19 protein-coding genes and 2 pseudogenes are annotated in these 20,579 nt (G+C 60.0%); 5 read left to right on the forward strand and 16 right to left on the reverse strand.

The window, feature by feature from the left end:
• Positions 1-146: 146 nt before the first annotated feature.
• From MTX23_RS24535 to MTX23_RS24545, 3 genes are all read right to left on the reverse strand, one after another.
• Positions 147-1,085 (reverse strand): DUF2493 domain-containing protein, encoded by a 939-nt coding sequence (locus tag MTX23_RS24535; protein WP_280972736.1) that lies wholly within the window; start codon positions 1,083-1,085, stop codon positions 147-149.
• 315 nt (positions 1,086-1,400) lie between these two features.
• On the reverse strand, positions 1,401-2,507 hold the full coding sequence (locus MTX23_RS24540; RefSeq protein WP_280972738.1) for a toprim domain-containing protein: 1,107 nt from the start codon (positions 2,505-2,507) through the stop codon (positions 1,401-1,403).
• 94 nt (positions 2,508-2,601) lie between these two features.
• Positions 2,602-3,561 carry a zincin-like metallopeptidase domain-containing protein gene (locus tag MTX23_RS24545; RefSeq protein ID WP_280972739.1) on the reverse strand — a complete coding sequence of 320 codons (960 nt, stop codon included), beginning with the start codon at positions 3,559-3,561 and terminating at the stop codon, positions 2,602-2,604.
• Between the two features lie 1,336 nt (positions 3,562-4,897).
• Between MTX23_RS24545 and MTX23_RS24550 the strand changes: the two genes are divergently transcribed.
• Positions 4,898-6,142: a hypothetical protein gene (locus MTX23_RS24550; RefSeq protein WP_280972740.1), complete on the forward strand. Its 1,245-nt coding sequence runs from the start codon at positions 4,898-4,900 to the stop codon at positions 6,140-6,142.
• Positions 6,143-6,200: 58 nt separating this feature from the next.
• Here the strand turns inward: MTX23_RS24550 and MTX23_RS24555 are convergent, their stop codons facing one another.
• Together MTX23_RS24555 and MTX23_RS24560 are read right to left on the reverse strand one after the other, a co-directional pair.
• Positions 6,201-6,980, reverse strand: coding sequence for an enoyl-CoA hydratase/isomerase family protein (locus tag MTX23_RS24555; protein ID WP_280972741.1), 780 nt, complete (start codon positions 6,978-6,980; stop codon positions 6,201-6,203).
• A gap of 67 nt (positions 6,981-7,047) precedes the next feature.
• A complete protein-coding gene (locus MTX23_RS24560; RefSeq protein WP_280972742.1) occupies positions 7,048-9,147 on the reverse strand; it encodes a molybdopterin oxidoreductase family protein in 2,100 nt (699 codons plus the stop codon).
• Positions 9,148-9,940: 793 nt separating this feature from the next.
• Here MTX23_RS24560 and MTX23_RS24565 point away from each other — a divergent pair.
• Positions 9,941-10,135, forward strand: coding sequence for a hypothetical protein (locus MTX23_RS24565; protein ID WP_280972743.1), 195 nt, complete (start codon positions 9,941-9,943; stop codon positions 10,133-10,135).
• Between the two features lie 57 nt (positions 10,136-10,192).
• Here the strand turns inward: MTX23_RS24565 and MTX23_RS24570 are convergent, their stop codons facing one another.
• Together MTX23_RS24570 and MTX23_RS24575 are read right to left on the reverse strand one after the other, a co-directional pair.
• Positions 10,193-10,630: a hypothetical protein gene (locus MTX23_RS24570; protein ID WP_280972744.1), complete on the reverse strand. Its 438-nt coding sequence runs from the start codon at positions 10,628-10,630 to the stop codon at positions 10,193-10,195.
• A 760-nt stretch (positions 10,631-11,390) separates the two neighbouring features.
• Positions 11,391-12,461, reverse strand: a complete 1,071-nt coding sequence (locus MTX23_RS24575) for a substrate-binding domain-containing protein (protein ID WP_280972745.1) — start codon at positions 12,459-12,461, stop codon at positions 11,391-11,393.
• 164 nt (positions 12,462-12,625) lie between these two features.
• On the opposite strand from MTX23_RS24575, the gene MTX23_RS24580 reads away from it, so the two are divergent.
• Positions 12,626-12,988, forward strand: coding sequence for a hypothetical protein (locus MTX23_RS24580; protein WP_280972746.1), 363 nt, complete (start codon positions 12,626-12,628; stop codon positions 12,986-12,988).
• A gap of 13 nt (positions 12,989-13,001) precedes the next feature.
• Here the strand turns inward: MTX23_RS24580 and MTX23_RS24585 are convergent, their stop codons facing one another.
• The 3 genes from MTX23_RS24585 to MTX23_RS24595 form a co-directional block, all read right to left on the reverse strand.
• Entirely contained in the window at positions 13,002-13,808 is an 807-nt protein-coding gene (locus MTX23_RS24585; RefSeq protein ID WP_280972747.1) for an SDR family oxidoreductase, read from the reverse strand.
• 515 nt (positions 13,809-14,323) lie between these two features.
• Entirely contained in the window at positions 14,324-14,593 is a 270-nt protein-coding gene (locus MTX23_RS24590) for a hypothetical protein (protein WP_280972748.1), read from the reverse strand.
• A 136-nt stretch (positions 14,594-14,729) separates the two neighbouring features.
• Entirely contained in the window at positions 14,730-15,470 is a 741-nt protein-coding gene (locus MTX23_RS24595; protein ID WP_280978172.1) for a Crp/Fnr family transcriptional regulator, read from the reverse strand.
• Between the two features lie 513 nt (positions 15,471-15,983).
• Here MTX23_RS24595 and MTX23_RS24600 point away from each other — a divergent pair.
• A complete protein-coding gene (locus MTX23_RS24600) occupies positions 15,984-16,238 on the forward strand; it encodes a hypothetical protein (RefSeq protein ID WP_280972749.1) in 255 nt (84 codons plus the stop codon).
• 15 nt (positions 16,239-16,253) lie between these two features.
• On the opposite strand, the gene MTX23_RS24605 is transcribed toward MTX23_RS24600, so the two are convergent.
• The 3 genes and pseudogenes from MTX23_RS24605 to MTX23_RS24615 form a co-directional block, all read right to left on the reverse strand.
• Positions 16,254-17,093, reverse strand: coding sequence for a phosphodiesterase (locus MTX23_RS24605; protein ID WP_280972750.1), 840 nt, complete (start codon positions 17,091-17,093; stop codon positions 16,254-16,256).
• Positions 17,094-17,101: 8 nt separating this feature from the next.
• A complete protein-coding gene (locus MTX23_RS24610; RefSeq protein ID WP_280972751.1) occupies positions 17,102-18,157 on the reverse strand; it encodes an ABC transporter ATP-binding protein in 1,056 nt (351 codons plus the stop codon).
• Positions 18,154-18,408: pseudogene (locus MTX23_RS24615) on the reverse strand (ABC transporter permease); the annotation flags it as partial. The gene MTX23_RS24610 and the pseudogene MTX23_RS24615, both read right to left, overlap by 4 nt.
• Positions 18,409-18,416: 8 nt before the next feature.
• On the opposite strand from MTX23_RS24615, the gene MTX23_RS24620 reads away from it, so the two are divergent.
• Positions 18,417-18,623 carry a hypothetical protein gene (locus tag MTX23_RS24620; RefSeq protein WP_280972752.1) on the forward strand — a complete coding sequence of 69 codons (207 nt, stop codon included), beginning with the start codon at positions 18,417-18,419 and terminating at the stop codon, positions 18,621-18,623.
• Between the two features lie 47 nt (positions 18,624-18,670).
• Here MTX23_RS24620 and MTX23_RS24625 read toward each other — a convergent pair.
• From MTX23_RS24625 to MTX23_RS24635, 3 genes and pseudogenes are all read right to left on the reverse strand, one after another.
• Positions 18,671-19,192: pseudogene (locus tag MTX23_RS24625) on the reverse strand (ATP-binding cassette domain-containing protein); the annotation flags it as partial.
• Between the two features lie 151 nt (positions 19,193-19,343).
• Positions 19,344-20,030, reverse strand: coding sequence for a TetR/AcrR family transcriptional regulator (locus tag MTX23_RS24630; protein ID WP_280972753.1), 687 nt, complete (start codon positions 20,028-20,030; stop codon positions 19,344-19,346).
• A complete protein-coding gene (locus MTX23_RS24635) occupies positions 20,027-20,578 on the reverse strand; it encodes a flavin reductase family protein (RefSeq protein ID WP_280972754.1) in 552 nt (183 codons plus the stop codon). The genes MTX23_RS24630 and MTX23_RS24635 overlap by 4 nt, the downstream gene beginning before the upstream one ends.
• Position 20,579 lies beyond the last annotated feature (1 nt).

Here is a 20,579-nt window from a genome sequence, read left to right on the forward strand (position 1 = left end):
CAAAGAAAGACCTCGTCTACAGCGTCGAGGCGGGTCTCTCATGGAGAGAATCATAACTGCAGCGAAGAATGAGAGGGCACATATATCGCGAGAGCAAAGGTCAGCCAGAAAAGCCGATTTTCGGCTAGAGTTGAGTAAGACGGCGCTCACGCGCCGTCTTTGCCGAATTTCCAGACCGGAATGCCGAGTTTCTTCGCCTTGTCGGCGAGGTTATCCTGTATGCCGGTCCCCGGAAAGCACATGACTCCCGTCGGCATGACTGCCAGCATGGCGTCGTTGCGCTTGAATGGTGCAGCCTTGGCATGCTTCGTCCAGTCCGGTTTGAAGGTGATCTGCGATACCTTGCGATTGCTGGCCCATTTTGCAGCGATCAATTCAGCACCTTTCGGCGAGCCGCCGTGAAGCAGCACCATGTCGGGATACTTCGTGTGGACCTTGTCGAGTCGGTTCCAGACGAGCGAAACGTCGTTGAAATCGAGGCCGCCGGTAAGGGCGATCTTGGGTCCCGATGGCAGCATCGCCTCAGTGTCTGCGCGATGCCTGGCGGCTAGGAAGTCGCGGCTGTCGATCATCGCTGCAGTGACTGTGCGATGGTTGACCAATGATCCGGAACGGGGACGCCAGAGCGAGCCGGTATGAAGTTCGAATTGCTCGCTGGCCAGGTCGCGGAACAGCTCCATGGTGTTGCGGCGTTCGATCAACGTGATCCCTTCGACGGTCAGCCTTTCGAGCTCGACCGATCGTACCTCCGATCCATTCTGCTCGCGCTGGCTCTTCTGCTGCGCCTGCACATTGTCGTCGAGTTCGCGTTCGATTCGGCCGATGGCGCGGTGGAATAGATTGACGGTCGACCAAAGCAGATCTTCCAGGTCGGGTTCGAGGCGGGTATCGCTCAGCGTCGCCACGAACGCGTCGAAGATATCAGCGATAGCTCCGGTGATGGCCTTAGCGTCGGGCAACGGCCTTGGATCGGGCTCGTCATTGAAGGGACGGTGACCGTAAAGCTGAATCTCGCTGAGCACGTGATCGGTCGGTGATGAGACGTGCTGCGCTACGAACTCGGTATCGTCATGGTCGGTCGTCATGGTGAGAGGTCCTTGCCAGATCGGCCGCGCCCATCGCGGCCTTCGTGGCGATCACCAGACGGCGGGCGAAACGGACCAGAACCCGGAGGCGCAAGCCGACGGGCCGGAGCGACGCGGAGGATGGTGAAGACCGGCTATTTTGCTTCGCGATGCAAAGGCCCGCAGGGCCGCGGAAAATAGCCGGACGCAGCCATTGCCGGGGCCGGACCGCTTGCCGTTCGATCGCCCTCTAGAAGGCCGGGGGCGCGACTCCATTCGGCAACACTGACCTCGTTTCGACTGGCCAGCACGAGATCGCGATCGAGCTGACCGCCTCTATCCCGAATCGGTGGCTACCAAAGGAAAGAAGCGGACGGCGTCCTCTGGAACGAGCTGCTCGAGCACCCCCGCGCGAAATTCTTCAGGAGCCAGCGTGCGCAGATCGGCGTTGAAGTCGTCGATGCTGGGCGACAAAGTGAGCGCCTCGATGCCAGCGGCTTCTGCGCGGGTCGTCAAGATCATCGCTGCGGCCCTTCCGGCTGCGTCCGCATCGCGAGCGATATAGAGCCGCCGCAGCGACGGCGGGAGCAGGATGCCGGCAAGGTGATTGGCCGAAAGGGCTGCTACCATCGGCAGGGTCGGCAGAACAAAGCGAAGCGAAAGCATGGTCTCGATGCCCTCACCCGCTGCCATCACGTCATTAGCTGGCCCAAAGCGAACTGCGTTGCCTAAAAGGTCGCCCAATGCGCGTCGTGGCGTATCGACGGGTGCCTTGCTGCGTCCCGACGGGTGAAGCCAAGTGCGGTGTACGCCAGTGATTCGACCCTCGAGATCGGTAACGCGAGCGATCATCGCAGGCCAGACTTGGGTCGGTGAGACATCATTAGGCCGATAGTAGCAGTTCGCGCGAAAACGCAACGCGCCTTCGTCATGGACGGATGTGATACCGCGGCGCCGCAAATAGACTTGGGCGACGGTCCGACTGATCGGCTGCGACATGGCAAACAGCCGACGTGCGGCCTCCACAGATCCGGTTTGCGCTGGCCCACGGCCTGGCCCCGCTGTCGGTCGGGGAACGGGCCTGAGCATGCTCAGGAACCGCCGCGCCTCTTCGGCCACATCGCGGAAATTGACCAACCCGCAGCTTCCCCGAATGATGTCGAGAAGGTCACCATGTTCGCCGGTCGCAGCATCCGTCCACTTGCCCGCGGGCCCCTTGAGCGATTCGTTCAAGCGCACAAACAGCGAGCGACCCGGCGTATTTCTACTGTCTCCAACCACCCAATAACGCCCCTGGCGCCGACCGTTGGACAGATAGTGTCGACACACCGCCTCGGCCTGACGCGCGAGACGATGTGCCAGTTCGGAAGCATCACGCAGCCCCCCGTCTTCGGCAATGTCACGGGACGGGGATGGCGCTCTGTTTTGAACCGTTTTTGTCATCTGAGTTCTCCACGACGGGCGACCGAAAGCCTCTCTCTCGACATCCAACCCGTCATGGCACTTCACGCAGCCCTCTTTCTCGGGTCCGGTCTCATCACGTCGGCTCATCTGCGCTGACGGCGTCGGCCGATACGGCTAGAGACATTTCAGGAAGGAAGCCGAGCAGATAATCAGCGGCCTTGCCCGCCTGCGACGCCGCTCGCAGGATGGCCCGGTTATCCTCGCGCAGGACTTCGAGCCACGAGCCGATATAGTCGGCATGGCGCACGGTGGGCACGATACCGAGCGATGCGCAGCAGAACGCGGCACAGAGTTCGGCAATCAATTCCTCAAAGGCGTACTTCTTCGTGCCGTACGAGCCGTCCAGGTCGCGGTTGAGGCGCGAGGGATGACCGCTCGCGTGGCCCAGTTCGTGGAGTGCAGTGCGGTGCCAATTGATGGGTTCAAAATAGGCCGCTGGGGGCGGTACCTGGACATAATCCTCAGTCGGCGCATAGAAGGCACGGTTGCCGCCGATGCGAAAATCGATCCTGGTCGCCTTGATGAGCGCCTCGACCGTCGGTTCAATCATGCCGGGTAGCGAGGGTCGCGCAGCGTTCACAATCTCCCCAGACAGTCCATCGCATTGATCGGTATTGAAGACGGTAAAGCGTTTCAAGAATGGAATGGCTTGCGCCTCCTCGCCGACCTCGTACGCACGGCGTTTTTCGTCAGCCGGGACGAATCGATCGGCATAGACGACAGTTGTGCCGCGTTCACCTTTGCGGACATGGTCGCCGAGCGCGAGTGCCTGACGGAAGGTGAGCCATACGTGGCCCGCGAATCCGCGCTCGATCGCCGCGGCCCAGAGGATCAGGACATTGATGCCGCTGTATTGCCGACTTGACGCGGCGTTCTTCGGCATACCCAGCGGCGCCTTGGTCGCCACGTTCTCCCACGGCTGGACCCAGGGAACATGGCCGGCCTCCAGTTCGGCGATGATCTTGTCGGTGATTTCGCTATAGACGCTCGCCCGGTCCTCGCCGGTGCGCGCTCGAGGATGATGTTTGGACATCGCAGGTCTCCGCGACGGGCGCCGCGAGACTCTCTCGCTGCTTCCAACCCGTCACGGCCAGACCGGCCTGCACTCTCACTCGTTATGAGAGGCGGCTTCCCAACCGCTCTGCCACCCACCCATCAGGAACACTGGAAACCGCACCGCTCGCGTCAGGGATGGAAGCCCGAAGGGTGAAAACCCGGCGAAGTCGGGGTTTCAGCGTAGCCGACAGCCCGGTCCGTCAGGAAGACGCCCATTCTTTCGCGTCGATGCAATAGCCTTATTGACCGATAGTGGCCCCGCCAACTCTTCGGTAGGTTTCGTGGTCGGGGCACTTGCCTGCACACTTCACAGGCGCCCGGTTGCTCAAGCCTCTGTCTCTCTTTAGCCAACCGTCACCCAACCAACTATTTTGGACCTATGGGTCCAGCTCCAGGAGACAGCCATACCCAAGCGATGTTTGCTATTCCGACAAAAGGAAGACTTATTGTGGTTGCGACGTGAGGTAAACGACAGACCTGTCGGAATGAGCGTTGATAGCTGACTAGAATCATATGACTCTCGACGAGCGGACGAACATAGGCGCCGCCCGCAATGTGCCCACGGTTGGGTAGCCGCATTGCTTGACGATGTGTCACACACGTTTGTGATCATCTGGAGCGATGACAGCTCAACCCATCTGATAATTGCTGCCGCCGCGCTTCCACGCAGTTGTGCCGCATGGTCCGGCCGATCGCTACGCTCCGCTTATTTGCACTCCAGGCCAGCCGATTCCCGCACCAGTTGTTAGTGCCCCTTTCTCTCTGCCGCTTTCTCGTGCTCGGATTCGAGCGTTCGTTTGGCTAGAAAGTATGGAAGCATGCTGACAACGGATACAAAGGACACCGAGCGCGAGTCGAGCTATCCGGATCGGTGCTTTGGAAAGCCTTGGCCGAGGAGAGATGCTCTCGAAGATCGAGCCTCTCTTGTCACGCTCCACTGACCCATTGACGCGCGAGCTGGCACTCATGGCATCCCGTACCGCTCTTCCCGCCCGCTATCCGCCTATCAGCGCATGGCCAGCACTCATGCGGGCCGACATGACCGCAGCCTACCTTGATTATCGCGACACAGGCGAACTCGTACGCGCCGTGGCGCGCGGAGAGGCGCCACCGCCAACCGGCTATCGCGGGACGGGGCGCACTCGACAGCCAGTCTGGTCCAAGGCAGCGATCGATCACTTCACAGCGCCCAGCAGAGTTTTGAATCCAGATAGATCGGAATGTGAAGATTTGACCGCACTTGTATGAGAATGCCCGGCCCTGCTTTGAAGCTTCCCCGCTACTGTCGGCAAAAGCCGTTGAAGTCTGGTCGATTGGCATACTTTTTCGAACCACCGACCTGGGCCCGCAAAGAGGGCTGCCCCGTCAAAGCCGAAGCATTAGGAGAGGACTTTGCGGCTGCCGCAGATCGTGCCGAGAATGTCCTATTGCCCGCCTTCGACAGCTGGCGTTCCAGAGGATTAAGCGACATGGCTCCGGCTTCTCCAGTGCTCGGCACTTTCGATTGGCTTGTCTGCATTTTCAAAGCGCATCAGAAATGGAAAGAAATCGACTTCAAGACACAAAGATTATACGCGCAGGGCCTGGCGCTCTTCGCTAACCACGAGCTGAAGGATGGCAGCCGCGCAGGCTCCAAACAGATTGCGGATTTCAGCAAGGGGTTTGTCGACGCGGTCTATGCAAAGTTGCTCGTCGTAGAACGCAAAGACGCAACCGGAAACATCGTCAAGCGCGAGCGTCGGCGCTTTGCAAATGCAGCCATGACAGCGTGCAGGCGAGCCTGGTTTGTTGGCCAGCGCGCTCAAGAGGCGAAGGTGCCGGCGATCAACCCATTCTCGCGGATGGGGCTAAAGTCCCGCGCGCCCGGCTGCCCCGTGCGTGAGACGCCCACGGCAACCTGGGAGGAGCTTGTCGCGTTCAGGAGAGCTGCGAAGAGGCTCGGATATCACTCAATCGGAACAGCGGCGTTGCTGTCCTGGGAGTGGTTGCAGCGCGAGGAACATGTGTTCGGTGCCTTCGAAATCGCACACTATCGGCCGAAGGAACGGCCGAACAGCGTGAGGATCGTGCATCCGAAGAACGGCGAAGAAGCCTGGTGGCCTCTTTTCGACGAGGCCGACGATCCTCTTTTCCCCGAGTTGATGAGGGAACTCGACGCGATCAAAGAGACGGCCGTGTCGGGACTGGCCTTTCGGCGTGATCATGCACATCGAAGGTCGCCTGTCCCGCTCCCATGGATCACCGAACGAAAGGATCTGCGTTACCTGCGGCGCGTCGTCAAAAAGATAATCGCAGCATCCGGACTTCGAAACGAGCTCTCTTTTACTTCGTTTCGCCACGGTGGCTTCACGGAGGGTGCTGATAGCGATCTCACAGATGCCGAGTTACGGGCAGCGGGGCGCCATCGCTCGAAACAACAACTGCCTATTTATGCCAAACGCACCCGGAAGCAGCTGATCGCGGCCGCCAAGAAACGCCGGGAGGAGCGAGCTCGAACGAGCCAACCCGCTCTTTTCTCCCCCTCCGATCGTTCCAAACAATCGATCTGCCTGACCTAGTCTTCAAAGCCCGGCGAGAGAGCAACCGTCGTGCCAAAGGACGGTTAGAGCCGCTCGCCTACCGCCCCGGCCAGATCGGTTTGCGCTTCTCCGAAAATGCCTTGAGTCCCTCCTTGGCATCCTCCGTCATGGCGAGCAGAGCGATCTGGCTTTCGGTGTAGGCGATGCTTTCGTCAAACGACATCGAGGCAATCGCACGCATGGCGTATTTGCCGCGGCGGATAGCAGTCGGCGACTTGTCAACGATGCGTCCGATCAGCCAGTCGATCTTGGCGTCGAGCTCGGCGGCAGGCACGACATAATTCAGCAGGCCAGCAGCCCACGCGGCGCTGGCGTCGAAGGGTTCGCCGGTCAGTGCCCATTCATTGACGAGGCGCGGCGGCGCAATCGACTGCAGCAGGCTCATCACCTGCATTGGAAACACGCCGACCTTCACCTCCGGCAGGCCGAAGATCACGTGATCGGCCGCAACTGCCATGTCGGTCATGCACAACAGGCCCATCCCGCCCGCCATACAGACGCCACCGACCCGCGCAATCGCCGGCTTGGTCGAGTTCTGCGACAGACGCAGCAGGTCGGCATAGTCGACATTGGGGCGTGAGTGGTCCATCGCGAACGCGGCGCCGCTGTTCTGCAGGTCGGCGCCTGCGCAGAACGCCTTGTCGCCCGCTCCAGTTAACACAATGACGCGCACGTCCTTGTCGTCATGCGCGTCGCGATAACCCTTGGCAACGCCCGCGATCACGTCAGCATTGAGAGCGTTCCGCTTGTCGGGCCGGTTGATGGTAATCCAGAATGCCTGCCCGCGCTTTTCGAGAATGACGCTGTTATTGGTCATGTTTCCTGCCTGTACGCTGTTTTCAGCTTACATTTGCGGCAGGATCGGCATCGACTGCAAGCAGGATTTACGCAGGCGCCGACGCCTTCCTGATCCAGACCTTGTTGTCGTGGAACGCGGCCCCGCCGACAGGCGCGACGGCCTCGGCCCCGGTCAGCACATTGATGCCGCGCCCCCCGATATGCGCCTTGTTCGGATGAACCGACTCGGCGATCAGCACGCCGCGGCGAACACCATCGAACAATTTTGCGGTCAGCGTGGTCTCGCCTCGCATATTGCCGAGGGTCACTGGATCGCCGTCGGCGATCGAAAGCGCTGCTGCATCCTCGGGGTGGATCATCACGGTCGGCACACCCTCGCGGGCCTGTGAGGACGGCGTCTCATTGAAGGTGGTGTTGAGGAAACTGCGCGACGGTGACGTCGCGAGCCGGAACGGGTGCTGCTCGTCCGCTTCCTCGATAATCGTCCAGTGGTCCGGCAGCGAAGGCATCCGCTCCCAGGCCCCCATCAGCCCGCCTGACCCGACGGGAACGTTGCCCCAATCGACCTTGAAATGGAACTTCTTGTCGGGATGGGCGAACCCGTCGAGATAGTGCGAGGTGCGGAAGTCAGGCTGCAGATCGCGCCAAAGCTCGGCCTCGAGCGTCGCGATATCGCCATGACCGCTCTTCTTCAGCGTCGCGTCGATCAGCTCGCGCGCACTCATGTCGAAGCCGGGATGCACGGCATTCAGGCGGCGGCCGAGCGCTTGCATCACCTCATGATTGGAACGGCATTCGCCGGGTGGGTCGATCAGCTTCGGGCCGACCGAAATATGCTGGTGGCCGCCGCCATAATAGAGGTCGTCGTGCTCCATGAACATCGTCGCCGGCAGCACGATATCGGCCATCTGCGCGGTCTCGGTCATGAACTGCTCATGCACGGCAACGAACAGGTCTTCGCGGGCAAATCCTTGCCGCACCAGCGCCTGCTCCGGCGCGACCGTCATTGGATTGGTGTTCTGGATCAGCATCGCCTTGACCGGGCCGCCGCCCTTCAGAGCCTCGGCATCGCCGGTCAGGATGCGGCCGATCTTGGACTGGTCCAGCACCCTCGTCGTTGGGTCGATCGCGTCATGCCCCTCGATAATGGATTCGTCGAAGCTCCAGATTCCAGCGTTGTTGAAGAATGCGCCGCCACCTTCGTATTGCCACGCACCTGTAACCGCGGGAATGCAGAGCGCAGCGTGCATCTGGGCGGCGCCGTTGCGGCTACGCGTGAAGCCGTAGCCGAGACGGAAGAACGAACGCTTGGTCTGTCCAACAGTCCGTGCAAACGCCTCGATCTCCTCGACTGGCACGCCCGAGATCGCCGAGGCCCATTGCGGTGTGCGGGTCTTCAGGTGTGCTTCGAGCTCGTCCGGGCAATCGGTATAGCGTGCAAGATAATCGCGATCGGCTAGACCTTCACGGAACAGCACGTGCATGACAGCGCAAGCGAAGGCGCCATCCGTCCCCGGCCGCAGCAGGATCTTGATGTCGGCCTGCTTCATCGTCTCGTTGTTGTAGACGTCGACCGCCGCGATCTTCGCACCACGTTCCTTCCGCGCACGCGACGCATGCGTCATCACATTGACCTGGGTGTTCACCGGATTGGTGCCCCAGATCACGACGAGATCGGAAACACCCATCTCGCGGGGGTCAACGCCTGCGATCTTCCCGGTCCCCACCGAAAATCCGATGCGCGCGATGGTTGCACAGATGGTGGCATAGAAGCGCGAGTACTTCTTCACATGCGAAAGACGGTTGAGACCGTCGCGCATCACAAGCCCCATGGTGCCCGCGTAATAGTACGGCCAGACGGATTCGGCACCAAACTCGCGCTCCGCAGCATCGAAGCGCGCCGCGATTTCGTCCAGCGCGTCATCCCATGATATCCGCGCAAACTGGCCGGAGCCCTTCGGGCCGGTCCGGCGCAGCGGATACATCAGTCGTTCGGGGTGGTGAATCCGCTCCGCATAGCGGGCGACCTTGGCGCACACCACGCCGGCCGTATAGGTCTGCTGTTTGGAGCCTCGTATCCGGCCAATCGAGCGGCCTTCGATGACTTCGACGTCGAGCGCACAAGCCGAGGGGCAATCATGCGGACAGGTGGAATGGCGGATGTCGACCTTGGCGTGCTGGTTCATGGCCAAATAGGTAACATGAAATGAGCCGCCCGCCGAGGGGCTTTGTCAGCTTGGTTCGTGGTGGAGGTCCTTGCCCTGCTGCCGAGGTAGTCGGAGGTTAGCTTTGCTTGGGAACACCATTAAATGGCAGTTATAGAGTGACGGCTTTGCGGGTGCAAATTAGACAGGATGTATGGACGCGCATGTCCCACCGCCCCGTCGCCGAACCATTCCCGTTAGCGCGATCGACGGCCCCGGGTAAACCGTCAAAGTTACCACATATTGACAATTCCCCCCAGTGGTCCGGGTTTATAGTAGCGATAGGATCGAAAATCTCGCCGATCGTTTGCCAACCGTCTGAACGCGGCTTGGTACGCAATCGAAACGTCACCCAAACGTGGCCGGGTTTGGCCTGTGGCGGAAAATTCCGGCTTCTAACGGCCGCCCAGAGGCCATATGTCGGATCTCGGCTATCATCACCCCGGATGGGGTGCGATCGCTTGCAAGTCGCGTCAGCAGGCTCGTAATCGCCACGCGTGCGAACGCGTCTCCGATGACCCGCACGACCTGGGGTTGGTTCAGGTACGTTGCTCGCGGGTCTGCATCACGCACATGAGTGTGCCACCTTCGCGCCCGCCGGATACCAAAGGCTTTCCACGATGATGCGCTGTAGTCCGAAGCGATGGATGACAATTTGTTCAGACCTTCAGGTATCTGGTTTGAGCAATCTGATCTTGTCGTTGCTCGGGTCTTGTTTTGATGAGGGCGCTATGTGATACGACTTTGCTTCTTCTCCAGAGACTCGGAGGCAGTCGTGAAGAAATCCGCTAAGACAAAAACAAAAAAGCCACTTCGTCGCGAATACACGAAGGAAGATGTCAAAGAGCTTCGCGCTCATTCCAAGGCTAAGACACCCGTATCGAAAATCGCGAAATTGACCAAGCGAACCGAGGGTTCACTACGCCAAAAGGCTCAAAAGCTCGGCATAAGCTTGGGCCATCGTCGTTAGGCCGATAGACGCTCAGCGAGTGCTTAACCCCGCCTTTCGACAGCGCTCTCTGACCAGCTACGGAACGAGACCCTTCATCTGACAGAGACCGAGGACAATCTGTCGAGTGCTGTTACCGTTCGCAGTGCTGAGAGCAGCAATTGCGCCGCCAACAACGGCGCCGTTCTCAACAATAATCGTGGCGAGGAATGGCTCCATACTTCGATAGGCGCCATTCTCGTTCTTCGCGCTCAGCTGCCCGCAGTAATCAACCGAACGCCGCTCCCTATCTGCAACCACGGGAATCTTTGTCCACTTGAACTTTACGGACTCTGGATCATTAAGGCCAGCCGAGAAGGCGTCGGCAAGCGTCGCCCGCTCGGAGAGAGTCAAATCTCGCGTCGCCTTCTCGACCACGACCGGCGCGACCGCCGCATCCTCTGACCGGTCGGGACTCGAAGCATTCTCTACGATTCCAGCGCATCCACCGACCAAAAGGGCCAGCACGCAGAACAACACACGCGCTCGGTTCAGAACTGACAATCTATTCATAGGATTGCAACAATCCGTTGAACATTTCGACCGGCAACCCGCACACATTGCGGCACCTTCCGAAGATTGTTGGATGTGCTGCCCAGAGCAAGTGGGATGGCCTGCCCCGTCGCCAATATTGGTCAAAACGCAAAGGTATTTCGCCTAACTCACGCGTCGAAGGCGCCGACCTTTCAGTCATAGCCGACGTTGTCATCCGCAAATTGGTTACGTGCTAGCTGGAGCGTGCAGAGATCATCCGCGCGCACACGCAAGGGCTTCGACGCGGGGCTAATGCGTCGAAGCCCGCGGATGGGCGGCGCAGATACAGCTTAACCCAGCGAGCCGTTTCCCCGTAGACCTAGCCCAAATTTGGCATGCGTCGAAAAAACTTCTCGAAGGGCCAGCCGCGGCGAACCAATCAACAGCCGCGCGCTCGCGAAGGTAAGCGTCGCTTTTCGATTGCGCTAAGTTTCTTCGACGATACGATCAGACTACCCCCGACGACACGCCACGCTCCCAAACCCAGCCAACAGGCTACAGGGCATTTTCCCTGGCCCGGGGCGAACGCCAAATCGTGCGACTGAATCTTCGACTGATTTCAACAGTAATAAGCCAGTATTGATTGCGACCGTCGACGTGCTTCGTTCTGGCCTCGGCGAGGCCAACGACACCCCGCAAGAACTTCCGGTTCCCGGCCCGCACTTTGGTGATCAATTTGTCCCATAGGCCGAGGTGACGACAGTCAGACGTGGAAGATGCGGGTGTAGCGCGACTTGATCGTTTCCCCTTCCCGCTCCACCGCGGCGGGATCGTCCTTCATCGTCTTGATCTCCTTCAGCGGCTTGCGCCCGGCCTTTTCCTGGGTCTGCGCATGGACGGAGCGCAGCCCGCCAATGTCAATATTGAGTTGCTGCGCCTCGCGCCCCAGCGCGAACGCCTGAAACAGCTTCGCAGCATTCGGGTGCGGACAGTCCTTGAAGATTCCATTCGGGCCCACGATGATCGGAGACCCTTCGGTGGCGTAGACCGGTTCGACCGGCCGGCCGGATTCCTTCATCTGGAAGATGTTGTACTCATTGCCGTCGGCCATCACCGCTCGCTCGCCCAGATCGAGCTTCTTGGGCGGATCCGTCGAAGACTGGACCTGCATGATGTTCTGCTTTGCCAGCTTCTCGAAATAGCTCCAGCCGAGATCGCGCTGGATTTGGTAAGTCGCTGTCATGATCGTGCCGCTGTAGCTCGGATGCGCCTTGACGATCTTGCCCTTCCATTTGGGATCGAGCAGATCGGCAAAGCTCTTTGGTGCCTCCTCGGCCTTCACCAGGTTGGTGTTGTACGCGATGATCGAAAGCCAGACGCGGAAGCTTGCGAACTGGCCATCCGCGTCGCGGTGCTGATCCGGATAGAACTTTGCGACCTCTTCGGGGACGTAGGGCGCCAGAATGCCGTTCCGCTTCCAGACGATGAAATGTGCGGCGTCGGAAGAGTTCACGACGTCCACGGCGTGAATGTTGCTGGCGTATTCCTGGCCGATGCGCTGGAATACGCGCTCCGCGCCGGTCCGCTCGACGCGTACGGCGATACCCGGATATTTCGCCTCGAACGCCCTTGCCAACTTCTCGGCGACCGGCAAATCCGTCGAGGTGTAGTAGTTGACCTGTCCCTCCTTCGTCGCCGCCACAATCAGCGCTGGCGTAACTGGCTCGGCCGGAGGCGCGGCGGCCAAGACCCGCGCTGAAAAGGCGGCACCCGCAAGCACCGCACCGGAGCCTTTCAGCACATCGCGGCGCGATGGTCTGACACGTTTCCTCATATGAATCCCCGCGCTTGATGGCGAAGTTGAGTACACCGCTTCCTGTCAATTATTCCGCTGGGCGAGACAGAGTCTGTCGTCGACAGCCGCTTCAGGTTGCAGCTAGACATCGAATCAAGAAACAAGACTAAAGTCGGGGTCTGGGGGACGGGATCAGTGGCTTCGTGCCCGATACCAAAGCATCGACCGCCGGAATTCATGTCGCGAAGGTTCTCAAGGACCTCGGTATTGCGGGCAAGATCGCCAACCAGTTGAGGGTCATTGCAAACGGTGCGACCGCGATGCGCACCTGGCTGTGTCAGATGCCGCCGTCCGCTCGGCTGCACGCAGTCGACCGAGATCATCGGCACCGAAGGCGTGGTGCCGTCGGGCGCATTGCCGCCAGAGTGTGGGCCCGCGATCATGTACGCAGCCGCGCTACGCGCGCATCCGCAACACCACAAGCGCAACGGCTGATCACGTTGCTGACGGCACCCGATGCGTGGGAATTCCGCAGCCGTGCGAGCTTCGTCGTAGAACGGATCTAGAGCATGCGGCGGTCTAACGAGCCAGTTGGGTCAGTCCCGTCGGCGGTCCATCGACCGCGGTCCAGCCACCGTCAACGAACAGCGTGCTGCCGCTGACATAGCTTGCGGCATCCGAGGCCAAATAGGCGACCGCGGTTGCGACCTCGTCGGCGCTGCTCCAGCGATTGAAAACGGTGTGTCCGGCATAGAGATTATAGATGTCGGGACGCTGTTTGAACGGCCCGGTCAGGGCAGTCTCCGCAATACTCGGCGCGATCGCATTGACCCGGACGCCCGAACGCCCGACTTCGGACGCAAAGCCCTTCACCAACAGCCCGATCGCTGCCTTGGTCGATCCGTAGACCGCGAGTCCCGGCTCGATGGTCACGGCGCGCACCGACGAGCAGGCGATCAGGCTGCCCCCTTGCTGCTTGACCATGATGCGGCCGAACGCTTGGAAGAACCAGACGGTGCCCTTGATGTTGAGATTGATGACACGATCAAGATCCTCATCGGTATAGTCGAGAATGGTCTTGCGGATATTCAGCCCCGGGGTTGTGACGGCGATGTCGACACGCTGAAGTTCCGCGAGCGCCTTTGTTGCCAACGCCTCGACATCCACGCGGTCAGCCGCATCGCAACCAGCCGCCGCCGCCAATCCGCCTTGCGCACGGATTGCTGCCGCGGTCGCGTCCGCCCCCTCCTGGGTCCGGTCAGCACACAGCACGCGTGCACCAAGCGACGCCAGCGCTTCGGCTGACGATTTGCCGATCCCTGAAGCCGCACCCAGCACAACGGCGGTCTTGCCAGAGAGATCAAACAGCTTGCGATAGTCGATCACGTGAAAACTCCCTTCAGGACCCAAAGACGCCCTCGTCTCCGTCTGCGCTCAGCTCAGCATCGCACCCATATGCGGCGATTTATGCGGATCGCCGCGCCGGAATGAAGCTAGCTGAGCCTGCGCAGAAGTACCAGTTGGCGACCAGTCCGGTAGCCACAATCTGCGAAAACGAAAAAAGAGATCACAAGATCCGCGCGGCGAAATCATCAAAAAAACGCTCCCGGGCTCCACTTAAGGAGCCGGGTCGTCTCGGGAGGAGCGGTGAGTGGAACAAGATTCCACCAACTATCGGCGGATACTCTGTTTCGATTGCTTCCAACCCGCGTCCCTGTCGCAGTTCGCGCGCACCTGTTTTTGAGCGCGCACATCGCTCTTGAGCGTCATCAAGGCCAGCATCCCACGGCTACACAGTTTCATGACTGCTCGGTGTCGCCGCGTAGCAAGGCACCGCCGGACCATCGGAACACCCGAATCCACCGACGTCGCGAGATTCAGCGCGGCGACGGATTCCATGGTCAATGAGCTTCCACAGTCCGGATCTCTTTGCTCGGCTGAGCCATGTGTGCCGGCGACGCGATGGTGGTTGCTGTATCGGCGCCCACGGCGTCGGATCCGACAAACTCGGCTTGTGCCGCGTCCGAGATCCATTTGACTGCCGCCGAATGGCTGACCACCATCCCGATCAATGCAACGACGACGAGCATGGGCACAGCGACAAGCTTGATGCTGAAGCTCTGGTAGTTGCTCTGCGCGTCCTGCTGCCGCTTGTCGAAAGAGCCGCGCATGGATCTCTCCACATTGCGATGTGTGCTGCCCGCAACGTCACTTACTGCAATGCACGCGGAGCCACTGTGAACGGTTTCACAGGCAGATCGAGTTCACCCATTCGTGAGTCGCGGGCTGACCGCGCAGCCGAAGCGACTAATCGCCGTCGTTCGATCCGGCGTCCACCAGTTCCTGCAGTGCTCCCGGCTTCAGCACCACAATCGCACCATGTTCGAGCCTGACCCAGCCGCGCGTCGCCCACGCCCGGAGCTGCTTGTTGATGCTCTCACGCGTCATGCCGACCATCTCGCTGATCTCCTGCTGGGTAATCGAGATGGTCCGCGCCTGCGGCTCACGTTTGTGCTTGTCGCACAGGCGCAGCAGCGCGCTGGCGAGACGGCCGGGCAAGTCTTGCAGGATGACCTGCTCGACCTGATCGCTGGTCCAGCGCAATCTCGCGCACAGCAATTCGATGAACTTCATCGCAAGCGACGGTTGGCTGCGGACGAACGGGATGAACTCGCGCCGATCGATGACAAACAGCTCGCAATTGGTGTTGGCAATGGCGTCGGCGGTCCGCGACAACCCATCGAGCAGCGCGATCTCTCCGAATATCTCTCCAGCCTCGATAAGGTTCAAAATGGCGTTGCGGCCGTCCGGCGACGAGATGCTGATCTTCACCGTGCCGGAGATCACGGCAATCAGGCTCGTGCCCGGATCGCCTTTGGAAAAGATCGTCGTTCCGCGCTTCAGCGTAACGTGCTTGGCGTATCGACAAAGCTGGTCGAAGGCATCGGGCTCGAGATCGGCGAAATAAGGATGCTTGCGCAGCACCGATAGCTTGCTGCTCGAAAACGGAGCGCCGGCAGTTCTTTCTATGGGCGGCGCACCGGTCATTGTGATCCAGAACGATTGGGTTGCGTACAATCGGCGCGCCACCAGAGCGGACGCCGACAAAATCATCGATCAATGAATTAAATCTAATTATAGCGCCGCCGGGGCCCTACGGCAACAAATGGTCCACTTTGGACCAGCCGGACTGAAAAGCATCCAAGGTACAACTTCGAATAAAATAGATACTTATATGCAACACTCTCTTGATTGTGGTCGAATGGCGCTCAATCGCGATAGGGCGAGCCCGTGCATTCGTCTTGCTTGGCGAAACCATCCCTGCACGCGATCGTCGCCCAAGGACGAGCTTGCATCCTAGACCGCCCGAAATCCGCTATTTCCCCCGCCTGCGGAGGGTACCTCGGCCGAAGTGGTGCCCACCATCCCGGCTTGGCAATTCGCTTAACCAAGAACAGCGCCCTGAAGCACCGTCCCGACGGGTATCCGACGCAGGCAACCCGCTGTTTATCGGCCAGTCTCCCCTTCCAAAAGGGAGTGTGAAATATGCCGCAGATTTGGATGACCTATCAGGAGATCGCTGACGACATGGGAATGGCGCGTGGCATAACCATCCAACGCGCGCTCGACCGGAAAAGGAGCCGCGACGGACTGACCCGCGCCAAGCGCGATTCCGAGCTGACGGCAAAGTTTGTTGCCGTGATCCGGAATGCGGAACTGACCCTGGACCAGACGGTCCGCGATCTTCGCGACATGCATGAGGCTATGTCGCAGTCAGATCGGACCGCTGTCGGGCGCTCTGCGGCCTCAGGTTGATCATCCCCAGCGACCTCAGAGCAGTTTGCCATCGGGTCCAAAAAAGGGATGCGGGCCGTCGAAGCGCCCAATTGGAACCTGGTGCGTGACCAATTGTCCGAAACCCTCGCCTGGAAACCAGGCGTGGATGTGAAACGCCGGTGGCTCCACCTTGAACGATGGCTCGCGGAGCTGTGCGAGGTCCAGATCGACGGCGTGGTTCGGCGCCGGACATATCGTCGCGGGAATCCCGGCGAAGGTGGTCAACATGACGCGATGAACGTGCCCACACGCAATCAGCCGCGCGCGCGGGTGGCGCCGGACGATCCCCGCCAATTCGCCAGCATTGAAGAGGTCTTGTCGGTCCATATGCCAGATCCCCCCCTTGAACGGCGGGTGATGCTGGAATAACAGCGCCGGTCGATCGGGCGTCGTTGCCAGCGTCGCGTCGAGCCATTGCAGTGTGGACGTCTCGAGCGCGCCGTGCGGCTTCCCGGATACGCTTGAATCGAGCAGCAGGAGATCGAGGCCGTTCACGTCGATCTTTTGGTCGAGCGGGCCGGCTGCATGAACGTAAGGCGCAGCCGGGAATGCGGCTCGCATCATCTCACGGGAGTCGTGATTCCCGGGAATGCCGGCAAATTGAAGCCGGAGCGGCGCAAGCAATCGCTTGAGGTAATCGTACTCCTCGACGGTCGGTGTATCCGCAAGATCGCCCGATATGACCACGAAATCAGGCGCGGGCTCGAACGCGCTCAAGGCAGCCACGCACCGTTCGAGCGCCGTCGCGGTATCGACGCGGCCATAGGCCAGTGCGCCGGGAGGCTTGATATGAAGGTCGGATATCTGGGCGATGAGGACCGGCTTCGACGGCATGGATAATCTCATTCCTTGGATGGCAGCAGGCGAAGGGCTTCGGGCGCGATCGAAAGTCCGATCCGATCACCAGCCTTGGCTTGAACTGTGTTGAGAGCGTCCACATTGAGCGGCTTGGTCGATGCTCCGCTCACGACGAGCCGCTGCCGGTCGCCGACGAAGCTGACGGAGTCAATGATGCCGGAGAGTAATCCAGCTCCAGCGTCCACACGGATGGTTTCAGGGCGGATCATGACGGTCGCATTCGTAGTCGCCGTTTCATCCCCTATCGGCAATCGCCCACCGGGCAGAACCAGTTCGCCTTTCTCCAGGAAAGCTTCAATGATGTTGGCTGCTCCGACAAACTCCGCCACGAAGCGGTCCTTCGGCTCGAAGTAGACCTCGCGCGGCGTCCCAATTTGGGCGATCGCACCTTTCCGCATCACCACGATGCGGTCACCCAATTCCATGGCTTCGGCCTGACCATGCGTGACATAGATCGTTGTGATCCCGAGCGCCCGCAACAGCCGATTGAGCTCGCCTCGCAGGCGATCGCGCAAGGCTGCGTCAAGTGCGGTCAACGGCTCGTCCAGCAGCAATATGCCCGGCCGGATTGCGACCGCACGAGCCAGCGCGACACGCTGACGTTGGCCGCCGGAAAGCTGATCGATGCGGCGGTTCTCCAACCCCGTGATGTTGGTCAGCGCCACCAGCTCGGCAACGCGCTTGGTGCGTTCTTCCCGGGCGACGCCGCGGATCTTCAAGCCGTAGGCGATATTGTCCGCCACCGTCATGTTGGGGAACAGGGCGTAGGATTGAAACACCATCCCGACATTGCGTCGCTCAATCGGGACAGACGTTACGTCCTTGCCGTCAAACAAGACCTTACCACCAGGATCCGGCAGCTCGAGGCCCGCGATGATGCGCAGCATCGTGGTCTTGCCGCAGCCGGACGGCCCCAGTAGCACCAGCGTCTCGCCGCGCGCAATGTCAAGCGTTGCAGGATCAAGAGCGCGTGTGCCGTCAGCGAAGGTCTTGCCGCAGCTCTCAATACGCACCGACGCACCGTGTCCAGCCGCACTCATCGCTTGTAATCCCTGTCGGCCAGTAATTGCATCGCAACCAGGAGCGGAATGATCATCACGAAGAAGATCAAGGTGTAGGCGGATGCCACTTCGAGCTGCATCGAGGCATAGCTGTCAGCAAGCCCGATCGGCAATGTCTTCGTCAGCGGCGTGTGCAACATCCAGGTCAGGTTAAATTCGCCGAGCGACAGCGTGACCACCATCAACGCACCGGCGAGAATTCCTGGCACGGCATTCGGGACGATCACATCGCGGACACGTGATCTTCACCATGCCGTGTGCGACCCCCCGCGCGATGGCGCTGATGGCAGCGAAGCGGTTCGACGCGACCAAGATTCACATGCATACGTTCCCGCTCGCCGACCGGCCGACGGCGCTCAGATATGCGCGGAATCGTGTGGATGACGCAATCAAGGTTGTCGTCACCAATCGAACGCTTGAAGCGATCGCGAGCGCTGCAGAATAAAAGGCGCCTTAGCTAGGCGGCGATGATTCTGATTTTGGAGAGCCTCTCTAGACCGAGCAGTACCGCTCCTTGATCTCGTGATCGGCGAGCAGCTCCTGCGCCGATGCGTGGTGCACCACAGACCCCTGATCCAGCACATAGGCGCGATCGGCGATATCAAGCGCGAGTTCGACATTCTGCTCGACCAGCAGGACCGTCGTCCCCCGTTTCTTCATATCGCGAAACAGTGCAAACATCTCGTCGACCAGCACCGGCATGATGCCCTCGGAAGGCTCGTCAAGCATGATCAAGTCGGGCTTTGCGATCATCGCACGTGCGATCGCCAGCATTTGCTGCTCTCCGCCGGACATGGTGACGGCCTCCTGTTCCAGGCGCTCGGCCAGCCGCGGGAATACGCTCGCGATCTCGTCGATCAATTCGGCTTCCCGCCTCTTCTCTGGCGACGCGACCAAACCAAGCCGCAAATTCTCCCGCACTGACAATCCCTGCACGATCCGCCGCTCTTCAGGTACATAGGCCAGCCCCAACGCGAAACGCACGTGTGCCGGTTGTCGCAGCAGTTCCTGGCCTTTACCCTTACATCACGGGGGTACCGCATCTAATCAAGTACCTTGAGGCGTTGCTCGACTACGGGATCAGCGATGACGGCGTCGCGTTGATGATGGCGAGCGAGGTCGGAGATTGGTATTGCGCCGAGATGGCGAAGTAGTATAGTACGGATCAACCAGCGACCTTGATCGGCGCCCGCCGACGATCGGCCGAGCTTTCGGCGAGTCTTTCGAATCCTGCAAGAAAGATATCCAGCGCGTCACTGATCACCTGCGCCTTGTCCTCCAGCACAGGCGCTTCATAGATGTATTTTCGTACGCCGTAGTAGAAGATGCCGCCGTGAAATACCCAAGCCAGTTCCAGCTCGGCAGCACTGGGCCTGCCTTGCACCGCAAGTCCGGCGTCATGGCGGCATTCTCGTATGATGCGGGTCAGGATCTTGTCCTTGACCATGCCAACGTACCAGCGATTGATATCGAGGCCTTTCAAACCTGAATACAGATAAATCCGCAGCCATTTGCGGGTGAAAATCGTGTCCGTATAGGCTTGGTAAAACTCCTGTAGCCGCACACGCAGCGAACGCGAACGATCCGAAAGCAACTTTTCCCAACCGGTCTCGAGTGGACCAAGATAGACCTGCTGATAGACCTCCTTGATGAGGTCGTCCTTGCTGGGAAAGTAGCGGTAACGCAGCGGCTGAGTCACACCAAGTTTCCGCGCCAACGCGCGGGTGCCGCCAGCAAATCCCTCTTCCGCAAAAAGCTCGGTAGCCTTGGTTACGAACTCACTGCGCCGATCGTCGGCTGACAATCGCCGTTGCTTCACGCGTGTTGGTTTGACCACAGCCTTTCTGCTCATGCCTTGTCGCCGCCGCCAGCAAGAAACCGACCGAAGCCACCACGCGCGAACAACAGAGGCACCCTCTGATTGTAAGCGTATGCTTCCACTGCCCCCAGGAAAATGACGTGGTCCCCACCGTAATAGCGATTGACCGAGCGGCACTGAAAATTGGCGACCACATCCGCAAGTATGGGCGCGCTGCCGAGACCCGGCGTCCAGCTTACGCCCGCAAACTTGTCATCGGACGATCTGGCGAACCGCACGGCTAGCGCTTGCTGCGATGCAGCTAGAACATTAACAGTAAAATGGCTGGCATTCTGGAAAATGGGGAGGCCCTGAGAGAACATACCCAGGCTCCACAGCACCAGCGGCGGATTGAGCGACACCGACGCGAACGAATTGCACGTGATCCCATATGGCCGTCCCTCGGCCGACATCGCAGTCACAATCGTCACACCGGTTGCGAACGTGCCGAGCGCGTTACGGAAATCGCGAGGATCGATCACCGAATTGCCGCTTGCGAACTCATTGGACGGATCCGCCGGATGTTTGGGTTGGTCAGACATC

This window comes from Bradyrhizobium sp. ISRA436 (assembly GCF_029910015.1).
In the GTDB taxonomy this organism is placed as follows: Bacteria; Pseudomonadota; Alphaproteobacteria; order Rhizobiales; family Xanthobacteraceae; genus Bradyrhizobium.

What these genes read in the sequence shown, in the direction of transcription:
- MTX23_RS24600 (WP_280972749.1), top strand. Translation starts at nt 15,984, where the DNA reads ATGACCTATCAGGAGATCGCTGACGACATGGGAATGGCGCGTGGCATA.
- MTX23_RS24560 (WP_280972742.1), bottom strand. Translation starts at nt 9,147, where the DNA reads ATGAACCAGCACGCCAAGGTCGACATCCGCCATTCCACCTGTCCGCAT.
- MTX23_RS24535 (WP_280972736.1), bottom strand. Translation starts at nt 1,085, where the DNA reads ATGACGACCGACCATGACGATACCGAGTTCGTAGCGCAGCACGTCTCA.
- MTX23_RS24540 (WP_280972738.1), bottom strand. Translation starts at nt 2,507, where the DNA reads ATGACAAAAACGGTTCAAAACAGAGCGCCATCCCCGTCCCGTGACATT.
- MTX23_RS24555 (WP_280972741.1), bottom strand. Translation starts at nt 6,980, where the DNA reads ATGACCAATAACAGCGTCATTCTCGAAAAGCGCGGGCAGGCATTCTGG.
- MTX23_RS24630 (WP_280972753.1), bottom strand. Translation starts at nt 20,030, where the DNA reads ATGAGCAGAAAGGCTGTGGTCAAACCAACACGCGTGAAGCAACGGCGA.
- MTX23_RS24595 (WP_280978172.1), bottom strand. Translation starts at nt 15,470, where the DNA reads ATGACCGGTGCGCCGCCCATAGAAAGAACTGCCGGCGCTCCGTTTTCG.
- MTX23_RS24545 (WP_280972739.1), bottom strand. Translation starts at nt 3,561, where the DNA reads ATGTCCAAACATCATCCTCGAGCGCGCACCGGCGAGGACCGGGCGAGC.
- MTX23_RS24610 (WP_280972751.1), bottom strand. Translation starts at nt 18,157, where the DNA reads ATGAGTGCGGCTGGACACGGTGCGTCGGTGCGTATTGAGAGCTGCGGC.
- MTX23_RS24605 (WP_280972750.1), bottom strand. Translation starts at nt 17,093, where the DNA reads ATGCCGTCGAAGCCGGTCCTCATCGCCCAGATATCCGACCTTCATATC.
- MTX23_RS24575 (WP_280972745.1), bottom strand. Translation starts at nt 12,461, where the DNA reads ATGAGGAAACGTGTCAGACCATCGCGCCGCGATGTGCTGAAAGGCTCC.
- MTX23_RS24590 (WP_280972748.1), bottom strand. Translation starts at nt 14,593, where the DNA reads ATGCGCGGCTCTTTCGACAAGCGGCAGCAGGACGCGCAGAGCAACTAC.
- MTX23_RS24635 (WP_280972754.1), bottom strand. Translation starts at nt 20,578, where the DNA reads ATGTCTGACCAACCCAAACATCCGGCGGATCCGTCCAATGAGTTCGCA.